20 protein-coding genes are annotated in these 21,776 nt (G+C 69.3%); 13 read left to right on the forward strand and 7 right to left on the reverse strand.

All coding sequences use genetic code 11. The features are described 5' to 3' along the window. The coding region (locus R6U01_RS10290; protein WP_410286365.1) for a DEAD/DEAH box helicase family protein at window positions 1–834 on the reverse strand (834 nt) is incomplete at its 3' end. A 567-nt stretch (window positions 835–1,401) separates the two neighbouring features. On the opposite strand from R6U01_RS10290, the gene hisG reads away from it, so the two are divergent. Then, window positions 1,402–2,292, forward strand: coding sequence for an ATP phosphoribosyltransferase (hisG, locus tag R6U01_RS10295; protein WP_410286366.1), 891 nt, complete (start codon window positions 1,402–1,404; stop codon window positions 2,290–2,292). A 24-nt stretch (window positions 2,293–2,316) separates the two neighbouring features. Here hisG and R6U01_RS10300 read toward each other — a convergent pair whose 3' ends face one another. Beyond that, the gene (locus R6U01_RS10300; RefSeq protein WP_410286367.1) at window positions 2,317–2,589 is read right to left on the reverse strand and encodes a GIY-YIG nuclease family protein; all 273 of its coding nucleotides are present in this window, start codon (window positions 2,587–2,589) and stop codon (window positions 2,317–2,319) included. A 415-nt stretch (window positions 2,590–3,004) separates the two neighbouring features. After that, window positions 3,005–3,790: a nickel pincer cofactor biosynthesis protein LarB gene (gene larB, locus R6U01_RS10305; protein ID WP_410286368.1), complete on the reverse strand. Its 786-nt coding sequence runs from the start codon at window positions 3,788–3,790 to the stop codon at window positions 3,005–3,007. Window positions 3,791–4,048: 258 nt separating this feature from the next. On the opposite strand from larB, the gene R6U01_RS10310 reads away from it, so the two are divergent. Then, the gene (locus R6U01_RS10310) at window positions 4,049–4,216 is read left to right on the forward strand and encodes a DUF1931 family protein (protein WP_410286369.1); all 168 of its coding nucleotides are present in this window, start codon (window positions 4,049–4,051) and stop codon (window positions 4,214–4,216) included. A gap of 126 nt (window positions 4,217–4,342) precedes the next feature. Here the strand turns inward: R6U01_RS10310 and rpiA are convergent, their stop codons facing one another. The 3 genes from rpiA to R6U01_RS10325 all read right to left on the reverse strand — a co-directional run bounded on the left by rpiA (window position 4,343) and on the right by R6U01_RS10325 (window position 7,600). After that, entirely contained in the window at window positions 4,343–5,071 is a 729-nt protein-coding gene (gene rpiA / locus R6U01_RS10315) for a ribose-5-phosphate isomerase RpiA (protein WP_410286370.1), read from the reverse strand. 108 nt (window positions 5,072–5,179) lie between these two features. After that, window positions 5,180–6,307 carry an ORC1-type DNA replication protein gene (locus R6U01_RS10320; RefSeq protein ID WP_410286371.1) on the reverse strand — a complete coding sequence of 376 codons (1,128 nt, stop codon included), beginning with the start codon at window positions 6,305–6,307 and terminating at the stop codon, window positions 5,180–5,182. A 198-nt stretch (window positions 6,308–6,505) separates the two neighbouring features. After that, a complete protein-coding gene (locus R6U01_RS10325) occupies window positions 6,506–7,600 on the reverse strand; it encodes a TIGR01177 family methyltransferase (RefSeq protein WP_410286391.1) in 1,095 nt (364 codons plus the stop codon). A gap of 87 nt (window positions 7,601–7,687) precedes the next feature. Here R6U01_RS10325 and R6U01_RS10330 point away from each other — a divergent pair, with 87 nt between their 5' ends. Together R6U01_RS10330 and R6U01_RS10335 are read left to right on the forward strand one after the other, a co-directional pair. After that, complete coding sequence (locus R6U01_RS10330) at window positions 7,688–8,245, forward strand: TATA-box-binding protein (protein WP_410286372.1); 558 nt, start codon at window positions 7,688–7,690, stop codon at window positions 8,243–8,245. Between the two features lie 137 nt (window positions 8,246–8,382). Next, window positions 8,383–8,742: a hypothetical protein gene (locus R6U01_RS10335; RefSeq protein WP_410286373.1), complete on the forward strand. Its 360-nt coding sequence runs from the start codon at window positions 8,383–8,385 to the stop codon at window positions 8,740–8,742. A gap of 3 nt (window positions 8,743–8,745) precedes the next feature. Here the strand turns inward: R6U01_RS10335 and R6U01_RS10340 are convergent, their stop codons facing one another. Further along, window positions 8,746–10,971 carry an ATP-dependent DNA helicase gene (locus R6U01_RS10340; RefSeq protein WP_410286374.1) on the reverse strand — a complete coding sequence of 742 codons (2,226 nt, stop codon included), beginning with the start codon at window positions 10,969–10,971 and terminating at the stop codon, window positions 8,746–8,748. 189 nt (window positions 10,972–11,160) lie between these two features. On the opposite strand from R6U01_RS10340, the gene R6U01_RS10345 reads away from it, so the two are divergent. The 9 genes from R6U01_RS10345 to lysW all read left to right on the forward strand — a co-directional run bounded on the left by R6U01_RS10345 (window position 11,161) and on the right by lysW (window position 21,773). Further along, entirely contained in the window at window positions 11,161–11,640 is a 480-nt protein-coding gene (locus R6U01_RS10345) for a DUF6789 family protein (RefSeq protein ID WP_410286375.1), read from the forward strand. Window positions 11,641–11,805: 165 nt separating this feature from the next. Further along, window positions 11,806–12,306, forward strand: coding sequence for an ACT domain-containing protein (locus R6U01_RS10350; protein ID WP_410286376.1), 501 nt, complete (start codon window positions 11,806–11,808; stop codon window positions 12,304–12,306). 190 nt (window positions 12,307–12,496) lie between these two features. Further along, window positions 12,497–13,528, forward strand: a complete 1,032-nt coding sequence (gene radA / locus R6U01_RS10355; RefSeq protein ID WP_410286377.1) for a DNA repair and recombination protein RadA — start codon at window positions 12,497–12,499, stop codon at window positions 13,526–13,528. 484 nt (window positions 13,529–14,012) lie between these two features. Continuing rightward, window positions 14,013–15,686, forward strand: a complete 1,674-nt coding sequence (locus tag R6U01_RS10360) for an ammonium transporter (protein WP_410286378.1) — start codon at window positions 14,013–14,015, stop codon at window positions 15,684–15,686. Between the two features lie 237 nt (window positions 15,687–15,923). Next, complete coding sequence (locus R6U01_RS10365; protein WP_410286379.1) at window positions 15,924–17,261, forward strand: glutamate-1-semialdehyde 2,1-aminomutase; 1,338 nt, start codon at window positions 15,924–15,926, stop codon at window positions 17,259–17,261. 174 nt (window positions 17,262–17,435) lie between these two features. Next, a complete protein-coding gene (locus tag R6U01_RS10370) occupies window positions 17,436–18,287 on the forward strand; it encodes a hypothetical protein (protein ID WP_410286380.1) in 852 nt (283 codons plus the stop codon). A gap of 320 nt (window positions 18,288–18,607) precedes the next feature. Further along, window positions 18,608–19,852, forward strand: coding sequence for an argininosuccinate synthase (locus tag R6U01_RS10375; RefSeq protein WP_410286381.1), 1,245 nt, complete (start codon window positions 18,608–18,610; stop codon window positions 19,850–19,852). After that, complete coding sequence (gene argH / locus R6U01_RS10380) at window positions 19,853–21,361, forward strand: argininosuccinate lyase (RefSeq protein ID WP_410286382.1); 1,509 nt, start codon at window positions 19,853–19,855, stop codon at window positions 21,359–21,361. It begins immediately after the preceding gene. 223 nt (window positions 21,362–21,584) lie between these two features. Next, entirely contained in the window at window positions 21,585–21,773 is a 189-nt protein-coding gene (gene lysW / locus R6U01_RS10385) for a lysine biosynthesis protein LysW (protein WP_410286383.1), read from the forward strand. The last annotated feature ends 3 nt before the right edge of the window (window positions 21,774–21,776 follow it).

A 21,776-nucleotide genomic window follows, 5' to 3' on the forward strand; every position in this document is an offset into this window, starting at 1 on the left:
GTCCTCGATCTCCGCGATCGCCTGTTCGAGCTTGTCGTCCGGGATCGAGTAGTGCTCCGCCGGGTGGAGCATGACGGCCGGCTCATCGCTCACGACCTCGCCTTTCATCGGGTCGATCTTGAGCATCCGGTCTATCTCCTCGCCCCACAGCTCGACGCGGACCGCGTACCGCCCGTACATCGGGTAGATCTCGACGGTGTCGCCGCGCACGCGGAACGTGCCCTGCGTGAAGTCCACGTCGTTGCGCTCGTAGTTCAGGTCGACGAGCCGGGCGAGCAGCTCCTCGCGACCGACTTCCTCGCCGACCGCTAAGCGGAGCGCCATGTCGCGGTAGTTCCCCGGGTCGCCGAGCCCGTAGATGGCCGACACCGAGGCGACCACGATCACGTCGTCACGCGTCAACAGCGAACGCGTCGCAGAGTGGCGCAGGCGGTCTATCTCCTCGTTTATCGACATCTCCTTGTCGATGAACGTGTCCGTCTGCTCGACGTACGCCTCCGGTTGGTAGTAGTCGTAGTAGGAGACGAAGTACTCGACGGCGTTGTCCGGGAACAGCTCGCGGAACTCCTCGTACAGCTGGGCCGCGAGCGTCTTGTTGTGGGCCAACACGAGGGTCGGCCGGTTCAGCTCCTCGGCGACCCACGAGACGGTGTTGGTCTTCCCGGAGCCGGTGACGCCGAGCAGCGTCTGCTTGTCGGCGCCCGACTCGTACCCCTCGACGAGCCCCTCGATCGCCTCGGGTTGGTCGCCCGCGGGCTCGAACGGGGCGTCGACGCGGAGGGGACGGTCGACGGTCGGGCGGTCCTCCGAGAGGGGGGAGTCGGCGTCGCTCACGATACGCGTCGTTGGCGGCGGAGGCACTTGAGCGACGCGACTACGTCGTTTTTATTTCGAACTCGCCCGTTTCCGTCGGCTCTCTCGGAGACGGTCGAAGGTAACGCGACGGCGGTCTCCGAGCCCCAGCCGCTCAGGTGAAAACTGCCGGTAGTGGGCGTTACAGCGGACGCCTCCAAAGCCCCAGCCGCTCGGCCCTACACGGTCGACAACTCGGTGAAGACCTCCAAAGCCCCAGCCGCGACGACTCGCGCGGCTTGCTGTGCTCCTCGCTCGCGCTGCTCGCTGCGGTGCTTGCTGCGCCGTGCTTCGTCCTCACGGCTGCCCCTTTGAGTCCCGCCCGACAGCACCGTAGCCTCACGCCTCCCCAGCCTCGGCGGACGGCCCGGCGCGGGCGGAGCCGCGCCGGACCGCCGCCTCCCTCGCGCGCGCACCTCGTGGCCGCCGCAGGCGGCCACTCGGAGGCACGCGCCACCGCACTCGGTCTTTTATAAGCGATCTCGCGTTGCCCCTCAGAGCTGCTCCCCGGACGAAAACGTTTCCCCGTCCCCCCGCGACGCTTGCCGTATGCGCATCGCCGTCCCCAACAAGGGCCGCCTACACGATCCGACGCTCTCGCTGTTAGAGCGCGCGGGGCTCCACGTCGAGGAGACCGCCGACCGCCAGCTGTACGCCGACACCGTCGACCCCGACGTGACGGTGCTGTACGCGCGGGCGGCCGACATCCCCGAGTACGTCCGCGACGGGGCGGCCGACCTCGGGATCACTGGCCTCGACCAGGCCGCGGAGTCCGGCGGCGTCGCCGACGCCGCGAGCGCGGCGGCCGACGACGACCTCGTCGACCTGCTGGATCTGGAGTACGGCTCCTGCAAGCTCGTCCTCGCGGCGCCGGAGGACAGCGAAATCGCGACCGTGGAAGACCTCACCGGCGGCACGATCGCCACCGAGTTCCCGGCGGTCACTCGCGACTACCTCGACCGGGTGGGCGTCGACGCCGACGTGGTCACCGTGACGGGCGCAACGGAGCTGACCCCGCACGTCGACATGGCCGACGCCATCGTCGACATCACCTCGACGGGGACGACGCTGAAGGTGAACCGCCTCGCCGTGATCGACGACGTGCTCGCCTCCTCGGTGCGGCTGTTCGCGCGCCCGGACGTGGTCGACGACCCGAAGGTCGGACAGCTCCGCACCGCCTTCGAGTCCGTGCTCGCGGCCGACGGCCGGCGCTACCTGATGATGAACGCCCCGAAAGAGCGGCTCGACGACGTGAAGGACGTGATCCCCGGCCTCGGCGGCCCGACGGTGATGGACGTTGAGGCCGACGAGAACGGGAACGGGATGGTGGCGGTCCACGCCGTCGTCGAGGAGCGCGACGTGTTCGCCACGATCTCGGATCTGAAGGCCGTCGGCGCGAGCGGCATCCTCGTCACCGAGATCGAGCGGCTCGTGGAGTAGGATGCCGCACCGAGCGCGGTCGACTCAGTCGTCGTCGCCCCCGACCAGCGCCTCCTTCTCCGCGCGGGTGAGCGACTTGATCGCGTGCTCGCGCGACATCGCCGCGGACCGCGAATCGAACGACTCGACGTGCCGCAGCGTCACCGGGGTCCGCCCCCGCGTGTACTTCGCGCCCTCGCCGGCGTCGTGTTCGGCGACGCGCCGCTCGACGTCGGTGGTGTAGCCGGTGTACAGCGTTCCGTCGACACACTCGATCACGTACACGTGGTGACGCGAGTTCTGGCCGGGCGTGGACACGCCACCGGATCGGCGGAGGCGCGAGGAATAGCTACCGGTCGCTGCGAGGCCGGGAGGCTCCGATATCGTCGGCACGGTGAGTCGGTCCGACGCGGCTTCCCGGCGGGATCGGCCGGGTCAGTCTCCCGTGCGAGTGCGCTCCCGGGAGACCTCGGCGATCCCGGCGTTCGCGGAACAGTCCGGACAGGCGTTCAGGTCGCCGTACTCGTCCGTAAAGACGCGTGCGAAACGGTCCGAGACGTGCGACCCGCAGTGATCACAGCGTGGCATTCGATACCGGCAAACATCCGTTGGGGTTCGACGAACAAATACCCTTTCTCGCCCCGGCTAGCTTCCGGAAAATCACGTATAAAGACCCGTCACGAGTCGGGTGGCGGCTCGCCGGTCGGTCGCGCCGCGTCCACCGCCCGAGCGATCAGTCCCGCCGCGCTGCGTCCACCGCCCGAGCGATCAGCCCCGCCTGCGCGCCGGCGACGAACCCGGCGTCGACGTTCACGGTCGTGAGTACCGAACAGGACTGGAGCGCGCCGTGGAGCGCGGCGACGCCCTCGCCACCGGCGCCGTAGCCGGTCGACACCGGGAGCGCGATCACCGGCGCCGCGACGAGTCCGGCGACGACGGTCGGGAGCGCGCCCTCGCGACCCGCCGCGACCACGACCACGTCGGCCTCGCGGATCCGATCGCGCTGGTCTAAGATCCGGTCGAGGTTCGCGACGCCGACGTCGTCGACGCGGTCGATCGCGGCGCCGATCTCCCGGACGACGACCGCCGCCTCGCCCGCGACCGCCGCGTCGGCCGTGCCGGCCGCGACGATCGCGACCGTCGCGTCGAGGGCGGGCGGATCGAAGTCGGCCGCGTGAACGACGACCGTTCCGGCCCGCTCGTCGTGGTCGACGGTCGGGTCGACCGACTCCGCGGTGTCGGGGTCGAACTCCGCCATCGCCGTCCGGATCGCGGCCGCGTCGTCGGCGTCGGCTCGGGTGACGAGCGCCCGTCCGGTCGTCTCGACCGCGGTCGTCGCCAGCGCCGCGACCTCGGCGGGCGTCTTTCCCTCCGCGAGGACCGCTTCCGGGATCCCTCGCCGGTGTTCGCGGGCGGCGTCGAACCGACCGACGCCCGTCGTCGCGTAGCCCGCGAGCCGCGATTCCGCTTCCGCGACGCCGATGTCGCCGGCCGCGAGCGCCTCGAGTGTGTCGCGCATGCGTCCCCGTCGGGGTCGGACGGAATCGAACCTGTCGGTCCGCGGCGAGCGAGTCGGCCGAGGGCCGTTGGGCCCGCGGAGACGGATCCGATCCGCGCTCGAGGGGGGTGATTCCGACGAGATCGGTCTCGGTCGTCGGTCTCTCTCACAAAGCTTATACGGTAGCGTTTCGGCAACCCCTCGCGAACGGGCCGCAGGGCGCCCCTCGCGGGCGAATTCAGGAACTCTTATTAACTGTCGCTGGATATCACCGATCGCATGGCAGACCTTATTGTCAAAGCGGCCGTCAAGGAAGCCCTGGACGACAAGAACGTCGCTTCGGACTTCTACGACGCGCTGGACGACGAAGTGGAGGAGCTGCTCGAAGACGCCGCGCGCCGCGCCGAGGCCAACGACCGGAAGACGGTCCAGCCGCGCGACCTCTAAGGCAGACGCGACCTCCGATCCGATTTTTTATCGCGGGCCCCAGACCGACGAGCGACGCGGCTCTTCCCGTGCTCGTGCCAACGCGTCACGTCTGATCCAGAGGGCGACGCGCCGACTCTCCCGCGGTCAGCGCGTGAGCACCCGGACCCCCGAGTCCGTCCCGACGTGGACCTCGTCGGCGAGGTCGACGAAGAGCCCGTGTTCGACGACGCCCGGCGTCCCGGAGAGGGTCGTCGCGAGCCTCGACGGCGCCGCGATCTCGCCGAACGCGCAGTCGAGCACGAGGTTCCCGTTGTCGGTGACGACAGGCCCGTCCTTCCGCTCCGCGCGGCGGAGGGTCGGCTCGCCGTCCGCCGCGCGCACCGCCTCGGCGACGACCGACCGGCCGGCCGACAACACCTCGACGGGGACGGACCGATCGAGCACGGGGGCCTCCTTCGACGGATCGGCGACGACGAGGAACCGGTCGGCCGCGGCGTCGACCAGCTTTTCGCGGGCGTGCGCGGCGCCGCCGCCCTTGATCAGGGCGCCCGCGGTCGGCCCGTCGCCGTCGTCGCCAACCGCCACCTGATCGGCGCCGTCGATCGCGACGTCGATGCCGGGCGCGTCGGGCCCCACCGCCTCGTCGAGGTCGAGCAGCGGGATCCCGCAGTCGAGAGCGAGCTCGCGGCTCGCGAACGAGGTCGGGACGCCGCGGACGTCGAGGCCGGCGTCGACCCGTTCGCCCAGCCGACGGATCGCGTGCGCCGCGGTCGAGCCCGTCCCGAGCCCGACGACGTCACCGTCGTCGACCGCCGCCGCCGCCGACTCGCCCGCGCGCCGCTTCGCCGCGTCGTTCCCGCCGCTCGTCTTCATACTCCCGACTGGACGGGGTAGATTGAAAAGGCGTCGGCGGCGGGGACGCCGGTGACCGCGGCGGTCGCCGGCCGGTGACCGCGGCGACCGCCGGGCCCGACCACTCCCTCACTCCAGCCGGTCGAGGACCGCCTCCGCGTCGTAAGCCAAGGAGAGCTCGCGGGAGCGGCCGCGTCCCTCCACGTCGGCGTACTCGGCCTCGATCACGCCGAGCTGGTCGAGCTTGTTGATTATCTCGGAGTAGCGGGTGTAACCGAGCTCCGTCTCGTCGTGGAACGCCTCGTAGACGGTGCCGGCGCGCTCGCCGTCGTTCTCCGCGAGCACGCGGACGAGGGCGCGCTCGGACTCCGAGAGCCCGCGGAGCGACCGCGAGAGGTGGACGTGCTTCGACTTGTCGTACGCCGACTCCACGTCCTCCTCGGCGATCGTCTTCGAGGCGCGCATCTCCGCGTTCAGACCGGCGCGGCGGAGCAGGTCGATCCCCACGCGGAGGTCGCCGCTCTCGGCGGTCAGGTCCGCGACGCGCTCCAGTTCGTCGTCGCCGATGACGCCCTCGTGGAACCCGCGCTTCGCGCGCTCGAAGAGGATGTCGTAGATCTCGGTGGCGTCGTAGACGGGGAAGTACACCTCCTCCGGGCGGAACACGGACTGCACGCGGGTGTCGAGGTCGTCGATCACGTCGAGCCCCAGGTCCGAGGAGACGACGATGACGCCGATCTTCGCGCCCGAGTGCGCCTCGTGGGCGCGGAGCAGCGAGTAGAGGGTGTCGGAGGCCTCGTTCTCGTAGAAGAGGTAGTTCACGTCGTCGAGGGCGACGACGAGCACGTCGTCCTCCTCGACGAGCCGGTCGGTGATCTGGCCGAACAGCTTCTTGAACGAGATCCCGGAGGACGGCGGCTCGTAGTCGAATATCCCCTCGAACAGCCGCGAGAAGACGGCGTACCGCGTCGAGTCGACCTGACAGTTGACGCGGACCGTCCGGACGTCGGTGCGGGCGCCGAGCTCGCCGAACAGCTTCTGGACGGCGGTCGTCTTGCCGGTGCCGGGCGGGCCGCGCACCATCGTGTTGAGCGGGCGGGAGCCGCGCACCGCGGGTCGGAGCGCGTACTTCAGGCTCTCGAGCTGGCTCTCGCGGTGGCGGAACGTCTCGGGGACGTGGTCGATCTCGAACACCGACTCGTCGCGGAACACCGACTCGTCCCACGAGAGCATGTCGCCGCCGGCGTCCCCGGTCATGTGCAAACCACGACAGGCCGTCCACTTAACCGTTGCCCGCAGGGGCGGTGGAACTGAAACTGGTCGGCTCCGACGCTCAGGTCCCGGTTATCGTCGACCGGACGTTCACTCTCGGGACGGTTGGATCGCGGCGCGTTCGTGTCGCGCTTATGTCACGCTCGCGCCGTGCTCGCGCCGCGTCCGTCGCGTCCGTCGCGCTCACGCCCGTTCGAGCACCAGCACGTGTCGGGTGAGCGACCGATGGACGCGCCGTTCGAAGGCGGCGTCGACCGTCCAACCGGCCGCGCGCGCCGCCCCGCGCCAGTCGCGGTCGGCGACGACGACGGCGCGGGGCGCGACCCGGGCGGCCTCCGCGAACGCGCCCGAGACGAGGTCGGCGAGCTCGTGGGTGGCGACCTTCGACTGGCGACCGTAGGGCGCATCGAAGGCGACGCCGTCGACCGCGCCGTCGCGGAGCGGGAGGGCCGTGGCGTCGCCGCGGGCGACGTGCCAGTCGGGGGCGGCCTCGTCGCCCCGCGCGGCGTCAGCCCCCGCGGGGTCCAGATACTCGCGGAGGTTCTCCCGGGTCCCGCGGACCATCTTCCGCTGAGCGTCGCAGGCGACGACGTCGGCGCCGACGAGTCCGGCTTCGAGGGGGAGCCCGCCGGTGCCGCACATCGGGTCGAGCAGGGTGCGTCCCGGCGCGGCGCCGGCGAGGTTGGCGTACGCGCGGGCGTCGGCGGGCGCCATGCTCCCGGGCTGAAAGAAGGGGCGATCGGTCGGCTTGGGGGCGAAGTCCCGGGCGGCCTCGGCGGCGACCCACCCGAGCGCGCAGACCGACGCGTCGCCGCCGTCGGCGCCGGGGACCGCGTCGTGGGCGGCGCGCTCGCCGGCGGCGAACAGCGCGCGCAGGACGTGATCGGGGTCGTCGAGGTCCACGTCGAACCCGCGGTCGACGAGGACGCCGCCGAGCGCGCGCTCGGCGTCGGTCGTCGAGACGCCCGTGGTGTTCCGGACGTTGCGGGCCCGCACTGCCACCGTCCCAGAGCGGTCGAGGGGCGCGGCGTCGAGCGCGGCGACGGCGGCGTCGACGGCGGCGTCCGTGCGGGCGACCGCCTCGTGGGCGGCGCGGGTGTAGGCGAGTCGGCGGACCGGGGCGCGGCCGTCTCCGCCGCCCGCTGCGCCGGAGCCGCCGAGCCCGACGCTGCCGGCGCTCGCGATGCCGGGCGCGAGGAGCTCCACGCCGGTCGCCGCGGTCGCGGCCTCGCGGGCGGCGAAGGCGTCTGTCTCCCCGGCGAGTTCGAGCCAGTACACGTCCCCGAGTCGGACGGCCGCTCGCAAGAGAATAGCGGTTCCGACCACGCACCTTTTTAAATGTTTCAAGCATTTGTGATGGTAGTGATGGCCGATCCGAAGGAGACGATCACCATAGAGAACGTCGTTGCCTCTACGGGGATCGGGCAGGAGCTCGATCTCCAGAGCGTCGCGATGGACCTCGAAGGCGCCGACTACGACCCCGAGCAGTTCCCCGGGCTCGTCTACCGAACCACGGACCCGAAATCGGCCGCGCTGATCTTTCGATCCGGGAAGATCGTGTGCACGGGCGCGAACTCGATCGACGCCGTCCACGAGAGTCTCGCCCTCGTGTTCGACGAGCTCCGCGCGCTCCAGATCCCGATCGAGGACCCGGAGATCACGGTCCAGAACATCGTCACGTCCGCCGACCTCGGCGAGAGCCTCAACCTCAACGCGATCGCGATCGGACTCGGGCTCGAACACATCGAGTACGAACCGGAGCAGTTCCCCGGCCTCGTCTACCGGCTCGACGAGCCGGACGTCGTGGCGCTGCTGTTCGGCAGCGGGAAGCTCGTCGTCACCGGCGGGACGAGCCCCGACGACGCGGCGGCCGCCGTCGACGTGATCGTCGAGGAGCTGGACGGGCTCGGACTGCTCGCTTAGTCCGCGGTCCGGTCCGCCCCGATCCCGCGATCACCCGTACCTGCCGTCCGCCCGCCCCGATCCCGCGATCACTTGTACCTGCCGTCCGCCCGCCCCGATCCCGCGATCACTTGTACCCGCCGTCACGTAGTCGGCGTATGCTCCTACAGACGGTGACGCCGATCACGGTGCTGGGGACGACCCTCCTGTTCGCGCTGTTCCTCTCCGTGACCGCCCACCTCGCCGCCCGGAACGTCCTCGGCGACGTCGACCCGCGCCGCGCCCTCTACGTCGGCCCGCTCCCCGCGGTGATCGGCGTCGTCGGCGGGGCGTTCTCCGTCTCCGAGGCGCTGCTCGTCCCGGCCGCGCTCCTCGTCGACGGCGCGATGTTCGCGTGGAGTTACGACCAGCCGAGACGGATCGTGATCGGGATGACTCTGATCCACGCCGTGATCACGACGCTGCTCCTGATCGTGCTGTTCGGCGTCTCGCTGCTGCTCGCGACGATGCCGGGGTAGCGATCAGGGCTCGGGCGGTGCCCCGTCGTAGGCGTCGTGGTCGCCGTAGAAGTTCAGCGTCGCGAACTTCAGCTTCTCCGGGTCGATATCGATCAGCTCGTCGCGCTCCTCCGGGGGGAACGCGCCGCGGACCGAGTACTTCCCCATGTCCGCGGACGTGTACCGGCGGTCTGCGAGGACCCGGACCCCGAAGTCGTCGGGGCCGCGGACCACGCGCCCGAGCGCCTGCCGAGTCTTGCGGATCGTCGGGATCTCGACGGCGTACGTCCAGCCGGGGTCGCGGGCGCGGTCGCGGTCGGCGAACGCTCGGTCGTACGCCTCCTGAACCGCCTCCATCCGGTCCGAGAGGTGCGGGTACGGGACGCCGACGACCACCACCGTTCGGGCGTCGTCGCCGTCGAAGCTCACGCCCTCCGCGAGCGTCCCCCACAGCGACGTGAACAGCGCGGCGTCGTCGCTCTCGACGAACCGGCTTCGCAGGTCCTCCTCGTCCTCGCCCGGGGCGTCGAGGTAGAGGGAGCCGAGATCGGCGCCCGCGAGCCCGCCGCCGGCGCCCACGTCCCCCCGGCTCGCGTCGCCCGCCGATCCCCCGAGCCGCTCGTAGTACCGTTCGGCCTCCGCGTACGAGGGGAAGAAGGCGAGCGTGTTGCCCGGCGTGAAGCGGATCGCGTCGCGGAGCACCGACGACACGGTCTCCTGGGTTTCGGGGTCGTTGCGCTCGGAGGCGAACAGCGGCGGCGTGTCGACCGCGAACGTCCGGCGGTTCGACTCGGGGTACGCCATCTCGTAGGCGAGCGAGGCGGCGTTCTCCAAGCCGAGCACGTCCTCGGTGACGTCGAAGGGGCGGAGCGTGGCGCTCATCAGCACCGAGGCGGCGACCTCGTCGAACAGCTCCTCGGTCACCCGACGGGGGATGCAGGTGTACAGCTCGGCGCGGCCGTACACCTCGTCGGTGGCGCCGTCGCGGCGGACGGAGACCACCGGGTACTGGCCGAGCTCGGTCCCCTCCTCCATCCACGTGGAGACGAACCGGGCGACCTGCAGCGTCTGGCACTCGGTCCGGGTCGTCGTCTCGCCGTCGCGGTAGCGGCGCTCGTACTCCTCGTCTAACGCCTGCCCGAGCTGGACGGCGAGCTCGGTCTCCGTGTCGATCCCCTTCCCCTCGTAGTTACGGAGGAACGCGAGCGTGAGGTCGTCCCGCCGGTCGTCGTTGGCGACGGAGAGGTCCTCCCAGTTTTCGCCGATCGACTCGCGCGCGCCGAACCCGAGCGCGTCGTCGTACGTCTCGACTAAGGCGTCGCGGAAGGCGCGGACGACGTTCTCGGCCGCGTCCGCTCGGGAGTCGTCGCTCTCCGCGAGCTCCTCGACGGCGGCGTCGAGCGTGGTCTCCGTGAGGGTGCGGGTGGCGTGGTCGCGGGCGGCGTCCTCGACGTTGTGCGCCTCGTCGAAGACGGTGAGTATCTCCGAGGGGTCGCGGTCGATCCACCGGAAGAACTGCTCGCGGATGTTCGGGTCCAGCAGGTGGTGGTAGTTGCAGACGACCAGGTCGACCCCCTCCATCCCCTCTTTGAGCAGCTCGTACCCGCAGAGCTCGCGCTCGTCCGCGTACGCGTACACGTCTTCGGGGGTGCGGACGTCCTCGAAGAGCCAGGCGAAAAAGTCGTCGGTGTCCGCCACGAGGTTGTTCCGGTAGTGCGCGCAGACGTTCGCGGTCTCGTACTCGTCGAGCTCGCCTTCCAGATCGTCGAGCTCGTCCATGATCGCCTCGCGGGCCTCGGCCGCTCCCGCGTCGCCCTCGCGGCTTTCCGCGAGCAGCTCGCGCTGGCGCGCCTCCAGTTCGCGGACCTCGCCCTCCGTCTCGACCAGCTCGCGGGTGGTGTCCCGAAGGGTCTGACACTCCTGGTAGTCGACATCGATGTGGCACATCGACGATTTTCCCTTGAATACGACCGCGCGGATGGGCTCTTCGCGGGTGATGGCGCGGGCGTCCTCGACGAACTGTCGCATCTGCTGGTGGACGTTCGTCGTTATCACGACCGTGCGGTCGTGCTCGCGGGCGTGCTCTAAGGCGGGTACGAGCGCCGAGAGGGTCTTCCCGGTCCCCGGGGCGCCCTCGAACAGCACGTCCTGCCCGCGGTCCAGCGCGTTGGCGATCCTGTCCATCGCCTCGCGCTGGTTCGGATAGGGCTCCTCGTACGGGAAGAAGCGTAGATGCGACGGCCCCGACACGGGCCGAGGTTCGTCGCCATCCGATAAAAGGGGTGGGGTGCCGCGGCGGAAGTGGTACGGCGGCGGGGAGAGCCGGTGTTTTGATCCGGTAGTGTAATTTCAGGAACTATATATAACTATGGGGAGTGTGCGCCGTAGCCGCATTATACCGGCATGAATTACCGGTAATAGCGCGACTAGAGAAGCGATATGGCAACTGAAACCGCGACGCCGACGGCGGACGTATCGACCGAGACCGGGAACTGGAAGGCCGGGGTGGTCGGCGGGCTGGCCGGCAGCGTCGTCTTCGGACTCGTGATGACGTACCTGATCCCCGACCCGCTGCTGGCGGTCGTCATCCCGTCGATGTACGGGCTCGCGCCGCCGGCGGCACCGTTCGTCGGCTGGGTGATCCACATGTCGCACGGGGCGGCCCTCGGCGTCGGCTTCGCCGCGCTCGTCGCGTTGCGGCCCGCGATCGGCGAGAACACGGGAGCGTCGCTCGGCGCCGGCGCGGCGTACGGGCTCGCGGTCTGGGTCGCGCTCGCCGTGATCGTGATGCCGATCTGGCTCTCCGCGGTCGGCTCCCCCGCGAATCCGCCCCTGCCGAACATCAGCGCGATGAGCGCGGTCGGTCACCTCGCGTACGGGGTCGTGCTCGGCGGAGCGTACGCGGCGCTGACGAACTGACCGGCTGACCGTTTTTTTTGATTGCTGATCGCGCGCGCCCGCTTGGCGCTTGATTGCACGCGCTCGTCCGTCGCGACGGACCCGGTACGCACCGGGCGATGCCGACGCGGCAGGCGCGACGCACACTCATTTATGCCGACGCGGCCTCACCGCCCGTAGTAACCAATGTTCGACGAGATCCTCGAGAAGTTCGAGGGGTCACCGAGCCAGCAGGCCGTCATCCGACTGTTCTTAGAGCGCGGCTTCTCCGTCAACGAGGAAGGGCGCGTCGTCTCCGGCGGGATCGAGATCCCCTACACCGGGATCGCGCGCGAGCTCGACGTCGACCGGCGGGTGGTCGATTCGACGACGGACGCGATCCTGGACGACCCCGAACTGAAGCGCATCTTCACGAACATCTCGTCGGTGCCGAGCCTGATGGATCTGGCGCCGGTCCTCGATCTCACGGTCCTCACCATCGAGGTCGCCGCCGCGGACGAGGCGGGGATAGTCGCCGAGGTGACCGGCATCCTCGCCGACCACGACATCTCGATCCGGCAGGTGCTGAGCGAGGACCCCGAGTTCACCGACGATCCGAAGCTGTACGTGATCACGGGCGCGGAGCTGCCCGGAGAGCTCCTCGTCGAGATCCGCGAGCTCGGATACGTCCGGCGCGTGGGGTTCTGACCGCGCGGCGGGGGCGAGTCGCGTCGTCGAGCGCCGCCCGACCAGTTTCGCCCGCGGGCCGTCGCCCCGCTCCGGCGCGGACGCTTTTATACGGAGCCGACGCACAGCGGAACGTGTCGCCGCCGCGCATTTCACTTTCACTCGGGTGTAAACCAGTCTTTATACCGGATGGCGAACAAGGGTCGCGTACATGCCTGAAGACGAACTCGAGGACCTTCCCGGAGTCGGCCCAGCGACCGCAGACAAGCTCGTCGAGAACGGGTTCGAGAGCTACCAGTCGATCGCCGTCGCCAGCCCCGGCGAGATGTCGAACACCGCGGACATCGGGGAGTCGTCCGCCAGCGACATCATCAACGCCGCCCGCGACGCCGCCGACGTCGGCGGCTTCGAGACGGGCGCGACCGTCCTCGAACGACGGCAGGAGATCGGGAAGCTCTCCTGGCAGATCGACGAGGTCGACGACCTGCTCGGGGGCGGCATCGAGACGCAGTCGATCACCGAGGTGTACGGCGAGTTCGGGTCCGGGAAGTCGCAGGTGACCCACCAGATGGCCGTCAACGTCCAGCTCCCGCCGGAGCACGGCGGCCTCGACGGCGGGTGTATCTTCGTCGACTCCGAGGACACGTTCCGTCCGGAGCGGATCGACGACATGGTCCGCGGGCTCGACGACGAGATCCTCGCCAACGAGATGGAGCGACGCGAGATCGAGGGCACCCCGAGCGACGAGGCGGCGATGGAGGAGCTGATCGAGGCGTTCTTAGACCAGATCCACGTCGCCAAGGCGTTCAACTCCAACCACCAGATCCTGCTCGCGGAGAAGGCGAAGGAGCTCGCCGGCGAACACGAGGAGAGCGAGTGGCCCATCCGGATCGTCTGCGTGGACTCGCTGACCGCCCACTTCCGCGCCGAGTACGTCGGCCGTGGCGAGCTCGCCGACCGCCAGCAGAAGCTCAACAAGCACCTGCACGACCTGATGCGGATCGGCGACCTGTTCAACACCGCCATCCTCGTCACCAACCAGGTCGCGTCGAATCCCGACTCCTACTTCGGCGACCCGACGCAGGCGATCGGCGGGAACATCCTCGGACACGCCTCGACGTTCCGAATGTACCTCCGCAAGTCGAAGGGCGACAAGCGGATCGTCCGGCTCGTCGACGCGCCGAACCTCGCCGACGGCGAGGCCGTGATGCGCGTGCAGGGCGAGGGCCTGAAGCCGGAGTAACCCCTCGCTCGTCGACGGTCCGGACGCGAACGAGCGCGTCCCGTCCCGCGGCACAGTCGCACCGGAGAGGAGGTTGACGAACGTACATTTTTCCGCGAAACGCCCGAAACCCGCGAAATCGGTCGTTTGACGGCACGAGCCCGCTCCCGACCGCAGATCGCCTCGGCAAAAATCACCAGAAATACCCGCGCCCGGCGCTCGGACCCACAAAAACGGTCGATTCGGGGGAATATGACAGAATAGTTGTAAAACAAGCGTCAAATTCGATCGCAAAGATTGCGAAAAGTCCGTCGAAGAATACCCTTATACACCATTGACTTGTCCTTATATTGGACGCTCACCGTATTATCAAATCGATTTTGTGTGAAACTCAACTGGAACGTTTATATATTCCTATTCCCCCCTGTCGAAACGTGATTCAGCACATGAACGCGAACGAAACGAGCGTTTCGAAAGACGAACGTTCAGTTGAGGTGGTCGAATCGTGACGGCCGGCGTACTCGCGAGCGTCGATCCGAGCGTCCTCGCAGAGGGCGTGAACCTGATGTGGGTCGCGGTGGTCTGTTTCCTGATCTTCTTCATGCACGCCGGCTTCGCGATGCTCGAGGCGGGGCAGGTGCGTGCGAAGAACGTCGCGAACCAGCTCACCAAGAACCTGCTCACCTGGGGCATCGGCATCCTCGTGTACTTCCTGGTCGGCTTCGGCATCGAAGGCGCCGCCGGCGGTGCCGGCTTCTCCCCGGCGTCCGCTCTTGCCGACGGCGATTGGGTCAACAGCTGGCTGTTCGGTGCCGTCTTCGCGATGACGGCGGCGACGATCGTCTCCGGCGCGGTCGCCGGTCGCGCGAAGCTCCGCGCGTACGTGGCGTACACGATCGCCATCTCGGCGGTCATCTACCCGGTCGTCGCGGGCATCACCTGGGGCGGCGGCTTCCTCGCCAGCGTCGGCTTCGTCGACTTCGCGGGCGGAATGATCGTCCACGGCGTCGGCGGTATCGCCGGTCTCACCGCGGCGTACATGCTCGGCCCGCGCATGGACCGCTACGCCGAGGACGGCACCACGAACGTCATCCCCGGTCACTCGATGACGTTCGCGGTGCTCGGCACCCTCATTCTAGCGTTCGGCTGGTACGGGTTCAACGTCGGCACGACCGCGACCGTGTTCTCGGTCACGGAGTCCGGCGAGCTCGCGCTCGGCGGCTACGCCGCGGTCGGCCGCGTGGCGCTGACGACGACGCTCGGCATGGGCGCCGGCGCCGTCGGCGCGGCGCTCGGCTCGATGTACCTCACCAAAAAGGTCGACACCCTCTACGTCGCTAACGGCGTGCTCGCCGGCCTCGTCGCGGTCACCGGGATCGCCGACCTGGCCACCTGGTGGGGCGCCATCCTGGTCGCGCTCGTCTGCGGCCTCCAGCTCCCGCTGGTGTTCGAGTTCGTCTCGGACAAGATGAAGATCGACGACGTGTGCGCGGTCTTCCCCGTCCACGGCTCGGCGGGCGTCATCGGCGTGCTCGCGCTGCCGTTCGTCAGCGTCAACGGCTTCTCCGTCGACCTGCTCGTCTCGCAGGTCATCGGCGTCGTCGTCATCACCGCGTGGACGGTCGTCGCGACCGGCGCGGTCTTCGGCGCGTTCAAGGCCGTCGGTCAGGCCCGCGTCACCCCCGACCACGAGCGCGACGGCCTCGACGTCAGCGAACACGGCGTCGAGACGTACCCCGAGTTCGGCCGCGCGAACGTCGCGACCGACGGCGGCTCCGCCGTCGTCGACACCACCGAGGGCTCGCCGCGCGCCGACGGCGGCGAGGAGGCCGGCACGGAGATCAAGATGGTCACCGCGGTCGTCCGCCCCGACAAGCTCGGCGCGATCAAGCAGGCGCTCGCGGAGATCAACGCCCCCTCGCTCACCGTGACGAACGTCTCCGGCCGCGGCAGCCAGCCCGCGAAGAAGGGTCAGTGGCGCGGCGAGGAGTTCACGGTCGACCTCCACCAGAAGGTGAAGGTGGACGTCGTCGTCGCCGACATCCCGGCCGACGAGGTCGCGGAAGCGATCGCCGACGCCGCGAAGACCGGCGAGCCCGGCGACGGGAAGGTGTTCATCCTGCCGGTCGAGGACGCGCTGCAGGTGCGCACCGGCGTGACCGGTCAGGAGGCGGTCTGAGTCGGCAGCGACGCCGCCGCTCGAATTCGGCGTATCGACCGATCGATTTCCGACGCACCCATTTTCTGGACGCCGCGATGCCCAGTCGCAACGCCGCGATGCCCAGTCGCAACGCCGCGGATCGGGCCGTCAGACCGGCGGCGACCCGCAGTGTCGCTGCGCGCGCTCCCGGCGAGCCGATCCCGCTCTCGCCGGCGGTCGGCAACTACTTTCATCCCTCCGACCCAACCGTCGGACATGAACCACGAGCGTTCCCGCGAGCTGTACGACCGCGCGCTGTCGGTCATGCCGGGCGGGGTCAACTCCTCGGTTCGGGCGACGATGCCGCACCCGTTCTTCATCGAGCGCGGGGACGGCGGTCACGTGATCGACGCCGACGGCAACCGGTACGTCGACTGGGTGATGGGGTACGGGCCGCTCCTATACGGTCACGACCTCCCCGACCCGGTCGAGGCGGCGGTCCAGTCGCACGTCGCGGCGGGGCCGATGTACGGCGCCCCCACCGAGATCGAGGTCGAACACGCCGAGTTCGTGGCGCGACACGTCCCGAGCGTCGAGTCGATCCGGTTCGTCAACTCGGGGACGGAGGCGACGGTGTCGGCGGTGCGGCTCGCGCGCGGCCACACCGACCGCGACAAGATCGTCGTCATGCAGGGCGGCTACCACGGCGCCCAGGAGTCGACGCTCGTCGAGGGATCGCCGGGGGACGCGCACCCGTCGACGGCCGGGATCCCCGAGGAGTTCGCACGGCACACGCTCCCGATCCCGTTCAACGACCCGGGGGCGGCGAAAGAGGTGTTCGCGGAGCACGGCGACGAGATCGCCGCCGTCCTCGTCGAGCCGATCCTCGCCAACATGGGGATCGTGGCGCCGATCGGCGGCTACCACGAGACGCTCCGGGACCTGTGTGACGACCACGATTCGCTGCTGATCTTCGACGAGGTGATCACGGGGTTCCGCGTCGGCGGCCTCGGCTGCGCGCAGTCGAAGTTCGGCGTCACGCCGGACGTCACGACGTTCGGGAAGATCATCGGCGGCGGGTTCCCGGTCGGCGCTATCGGCGGCCGCGCTGACGTGATCGAGGGGTTCACGCCCGCGGGCGACGTGTTCCAGTCCGGCACTTTCTCGGGGCATCCGGTGACGATGGCCGCCGGAAAGGCCGGGCTGGAGTACGCCGCCGAGAACGACGTGTACGAGCACGTCAACCGGCTCGGGCGGAAGCTCCGCGAGGGGATCGCCGAGATCTGCGCGGAGCGCGCCCCCGAGTACACCGTCGTCGGCACCGACTCGATGTTCAAGACGATCTTCACCCGCGAGGCGCCCGACGACCCCGACGCCTGCTGTTCCGACGGCTGTCGACAGGAACCCGACTGCGCTCGGTACGGCGCCTGTCCGAAGACGGGCGCCGACGTCGCTCGCGCCGCGACCGACCGCTGGGAGCGGGTGTTCTGGCAGGAGATGAAAGACCGCGGCGTCTTCCTCACCGCCAACCAGTTCGAGTGCCAGTTCACCTCCTACGCGCACACCGAGGAGGACGTCGAGCGGACGCTGGAGGCGTACCGGGAGGCGATCTGATCGGTCCCGCCGAGTAGCGGGCGCACCGTCGGACGCGCCCGACGGCGATCGAACGCGATCCGGGGAAGAGAGCTCGTCTATGCGAATTTTTCACACTATCGAGATATGACTATTATCGACTGACTCGTTGTTAATATATCCGGAATGAACTGTTTCGGGTGGTGGAAGCAAACCATGCAACGACGTGACACACTCAAGACGATCGGTGGAATCGGACTCGCGGGCGTACTCGGAGCGGGAGCGACCGGGTCGGTGGCGGCGACCGACGCGTCCGGCCGCGGTCACGGGAACAATCCCGGACGGGTCGGCAGCTACAACGGGAACAGCACGAAGACGGCGCCGGGGCTCGGCGGCTTCGACAGGGTGCTCCTCTACCTCGCGGACCCCGACCCCGACTGGGAGGGCGAGGTCTCCGCGGAGCGGTTCCAGGAAGCGCTCATGGGACGGTCGGTGGATGAAGCCGTCGCCGACAGGAACGACGGCGTCGCGTTCTTCGAGGAGCGATACGGGCTGGAGTTCCCCGAGGCCGACGAGGACGACGTGTACGAGCCGGTCTCGTCGAGCGGATCGATCGATGCCACGCTCAGGCCGACGATGCTCAGTCCGGGAACAGGGTACACGGCGTACGTCTTCTCCGGGAAGTCGATACCGAACACCCACGGCGACGACCACACGAACACCGATCCGAATCGCACCGGGAAGGTGCGCGACGGCGGGTGGTGGGCGTTCCTCGACGAGGACACGCAGTTCGGCGGCGAGTACGGCGAGATCAACGACGAGGTGTTCCCGGCGGGGACGATCGTGCTGTGGGGGGACTACAACATCCGGATGGGCGACCGGGAGGACCCGACCGTGATCCACTACGACTCGGACCATCCGGTCACACCCGGGGACGCCTCGGTCGTCCCGCGCGCGTTCAACTGCCGTATCGAACACGATGAGTGGGGCGAGGGCGCGGTTCGAGGCGTCTCCGGCGGCGACATGGTCGGAATCCGAAACGTGCTCACGTTCCCCGCGTCGCTCTGAGGACGCGGCGGCGTTACGGAATATTTTTATACCGAAACGGGGCTAGGTGGTGGTAATGCGCGCGGAGGCTCGTCTCGACGCCGCTCTCTTCCGAGGCCGACGAGCTCCGCGACCGCGACGAGGCGTCCGACCGCCGCGACCGGCTTCCGGCGCGGCGCGACGACGGGCCCCCTCGGGCCAGTAATCTTCATCCCTCGTCGCGTTCGCGCCGTACCGTTCCGGAGAGTGACAGCTACGTCGGTCCGTAGCACCGGCCCCGACAATTTCTTTCAATATCTAAAGCGGTGAATTTAAGGGAGTGAGCCCAGTGTACTCCAGTAATGGCAACCGTTGCACTCGCGTTCAGTGGGGGACTCGACACCACCGTCTGCGTGCCGCTGTTGAAAGAGGAGTACGGCTACGACGAGGTCATCGGCGTCAACGTCGACGTCGGGCAGCCGACCGAGGAGTTCGACGAGGCCGAGGAGACCGCCGAGGCCCTGGGGCTCGACCTCCACGTCGTCGACGCGAAAGCGGAGTTCGCGGACCTGTGTTTCGACGCGGTGAAGACGAACGCGACGTACCAGGGCTACCCGCTCGGGACCGCGCTCGCGCGCCCCGTCATCGCCGAGGCCATCCTGGGCGTCGCCGAGGAGCAGGGCTGTGACGCCATCGCGCACGGCTGTACGGGGAAGGGGAACGACCAGCTCCGGTTCGAGGCCGTCTGGCGCGGCTCCGATCTGGAGGTCATCGCCCCCGTCCGCGAGCTCGGGCTCACCCGCGAGTGGGAGATCGACTACGCGGCCGAGAAGGACCTGCCCGTCGAGGCCGGCGCCGGCGGCGTCTGGTCCATCGACGAGAACATCTGGTCGCGCGCGGTCGAGGGCGGCAAGCTGGAGAACCCGAACTACGAGCCGCCGGAGGACATCTACGAGTGGACCGCGGAGCCCGAGGGCGAGACCACGATCGAGGTCACCTTCGAGGAGGGCGTCCCGGTCGCCGTCGACGGCGAGGCGATGGACCCCGTCCCGCTGATCCAGCACCTCAACGAGTACGCCGGCAGTTACGGCATCGGCCGCACCGACGTGATGGAGGACCGCATGCTGGGGCTGAAGGTGCGCGAGAACTACGAGCACCCGGCCGCGACCGTCCTGCTGTCGGCCCACCAGGCGCTCGAGGACCTCGTCCTCACCAAGAACGAGCGCTCCTTCAAGAAGGGGATCGAACAGGAGTGGTCCGAGAAGGCCTACCAGGGGCTCGTGTTCGCGCCCGTCGTCGACGCGCTCAACGCGTTCGTCGACGAGACGCAGGACGTGGTGACCGGCACCGCGACCGTGAAAGTCTCCGGCGGCAACTGCCGCGTCGTCGCCCGCGACTCGGAGTACGCCGTCTACTCCGAGGAGATGGCCTCGTTCAACACCGAGGACGTCGCCGGCATCGCGCAGGAGGACGCCACGGGCGTCGCGAAGTACCACGGGCTCCAGGAGCGCCTCGCCAACGACGTGAAGGAGGCCGTCTCGAAGCCTGAGCTGGCGACGGACGGCTCCGGCGAGACGGACGAGAGCGACGACGCTACCCAGAACTGAATGACTGACGACGACCCCGGCACAGCGGCGGACGCGGACGCGGCGACCGAGAGCGGCACCGCCGTCCGGCGCGACCGCTTCAGCGGCGGTCCCGCCCGCGCGTTCCTGTCGAGCCTCGCGGCCGACGCGGCGATCTTCGAGGCCGATCTCGCGGTCGACCGCGCGCACACGGTGATGCTCGCCGAGCAGGGGATCGTCGACGACGCGGTCGCGGACGATATCCTCGCGGCGCTCGACGACGTGGAGGCCGCGGGTCACGGCGACCTGCCCGGCGGCGAGGACGTGCACGAGGCGATCGAGACGGCCGTGATCGACCGGATCGGGCCGGACGGCGGGCGGATGCACACCGCCCGCTCGCGCAACGACGAGGTCGCGACCTGCATCCGGTACCGGCTGCGGGAGGACCTGCTCGCGGCCGCCGAGGCGACGGTCGCGCTCCGCGAGGCGCTCGCGGAGGTCGCGAGCGAGCACACAGAGACCGTGATGCCCGGCTACACGCACCTCCAGCCGGCGCAACCGACGACGGTCGCGCACTACCTGCTGTCGTACGAGGGCGGGGTCGCCCGCGACACCGCGCGCCTGCTCGACGCGTACGACCGGGTCAACCGGTCGCCGCTCGGCGCGGCCGCGTTCGCGGGGACGCCGTTCGACGTCGACCGCGACCGCACCGCGGAGCTACTCGGATTCGACGGGACCGTCCGGAACTCGACGGACGCGGCGTCGGCGCGCGACTTCCTCGCGGAGGGGGCGACCGCGTGCGCCACGCTCGCGACCACGCTGTCGGGGCTCGCGGAGGACCTGATCCTCTTCTCGAACAAGGGGTTCGTCGAGCTGTCGGACGCGTACGCCTCCACCTCCTCGATCATGCCCCAGAAGAAGAACCCCGACACGCTGGAGCTGACGCGGGGCGTCGCCGGGGACGCGATCGGCGAGGCGACGGGCACGCTGAGCCTGCTCAAGGGGCTCCCGCGCGCGTACAACCGCGACCTCCAGCGCGCCCACGCGGGCGTGTTCGAGATCGCCGACGACGTGCGCGAGGCGACCGAGGTCGCCGCGGGCGCGGTCGCGACCGCCGGCTGGAACGAAGCGACGCTCGCGGACGCCGCGGGCGAGGGGTTCGCGACGGCGACGGGCGTGGCCGACCTCCTCGCGATGGGGGGACTACCGTTCCGGACGGCCCACGAGATCGTCGCGACGGCCGCGGAGACGGTCACCGACGACGACTCGCCGGAGGCGGCGGCCGCAAAAGTTGACGAGGCCGCTCGAAAGGTCACGGGCGACGCCCTCTCCACGTACGTGAACCGCGAGGACGTGGAGTCGGCGCTCGACCCGGCCGCCAGCGCCGCGAGTCGCGACTCCGCCGGCGGACCGGCCCCCGAAGCGGTCGCCGACGAACTCGCCGCCGTCGAAACGGGGATCGAGGAGAACGACGCCGCGCTGGCGGCGAAACGCGACGCGCTCGCCGCCGCGGCCGAGACGCTGGACGCGGAGGTCGACACCTATGTCTGAGCCGCGACGACCGCGAGGCCGCCGTCGGCTCGATCGGCGCCGGCCCGATCGACGCCGACGACCGTCCCCGTAAGGGGGACACAATTGCTACCGAGATCTGATATCCGATCTCGAAACGTCTCGATTTCGACGAACTGCTTCCGTTAGCGGCCGATCTGCCTTATGTAATTTATCCGATAAGTTCGAAGCATTTATCCCTGTTCGTGGTGGAGTGTCTGGCACGATGACGAGTGATACCGACTCGCTGCTGGCAGAGGACCCGATCACGGGCGAGGAGATCGAGCTTCCGGCCGACGTCGAGGTCGGCGAGATCATCGACAGCCCGGTCACCGGGACCGAGCTGGAGGTCATCTCGCTGGACCCCGTCGTGTTGGAGGAGGCCCCCGAACTCGAGGAGGACTGGGGCGAGTAGATG

It is taken from the genome of Halorubrum sp. (assembly GCF_046498025.1).
Taxonomy (GTDB): Archaea; Halobacteriota; Halobacteria; order Halobacteriales; family Haloferacaceae; genus Halorubrum.

Coding starts and splice junctions, on each gene's coding strand:
- hisG (WP_410286366.1), top strand. CDS start 1,402: ATGCGCATCGCCGTCCCCAACAAGGGCCGCCTACACGATCCGACGCTC.
- larB (WP_410286368.1), bottom strand. CDS start 3,790: ATGCGCGACACACTCGAGGCGCTCGCGGCCGGCGACATCGGCGTCGCG.
- R6U01_RS10310 (WP_410286369.1), top strand. CDS start 4,049: ATGGCAGACCTTATTGTCAAAGCGGCCGTCAAGGAAGCCCTGGACGAC.
- rpiA (WP_410286370.1), bottom strand. CDS start 5,071: ATGAAGACGAGCGGCGGGAACGACGCGGCGAAGCGGCGCGCGGGCGAG.
- R6U01_RS10320 (WP_410286371.1), bottom strand. CDS start 6,307: ATGACCGGGGACGCCGGCGGCGACATGCTCTCGTGGGACGAGTCGGTG.
- R6U01_RS10330 (WP_410286372.1), top strand. CDS start 7,688: ATGGCCGATCCGAAGGAGACGATCACCATAGAGAACGTCGTTGCCTCT.
- R6U01_RS10335 (WP_410286373.1), top strand. CDS start 8,383: ATGCTCCTACAGACGGTGACGCCGATCACGGTGCTGGGGACGACCCTC.
- R6U01_RS10345 (WP_410286375.1), top strand. CDS start 11,161: ATGGCAACTGAAACCGCGACGCCGACGGCGGACGTATCGACCGAGACC.
- R6U01_RS10350 (WP_410286376.1), top strand. CDS start 11,806: ATGTTCGACGAGATCCTCGAGAAGTTCGAGGGGTCACCGAGCCAGCAG.
- radA (WP_410286377.1), top strand. CDS start 12,497: ATGCCTGAAGACGAACTCGAGGACCTTCCCGGAGTCGGCCCAGCGACC.
- R6U01_RS10365 (WP_410286379.1), top strand. CDS start 15,924: ATGAACCACGAGCGTTCCCGCGAGCTGTACGACCGCGCGCTGTCGGTC.
- R6U01_RS10370 (WP_410286380.1), top strand. CDS start 17,436: ATGCAACGACGTGACACACTCAAGACGATCGGTGGAATCGGACTCGCG.
- R6U01_RS10375 (WP_410286381.1), top strand. CDS start 18,608: ATGGCAACCGTTGCACTCGCGTTCAGTGGGGGACTCGACACCACCGTC.
- argH (WP_410286382.1), top strand. CDS start 19,853: ATGACTGACGACGACCCCGGCACAGCGGCGGACGCGGACGCGGCGACC.
- lysW (WP_410286383.1), top strand. CDS start 21,585: ATGACGAGTGATACCGACTCGCTGCTGGCAGAGGACCCGATCACGGGC.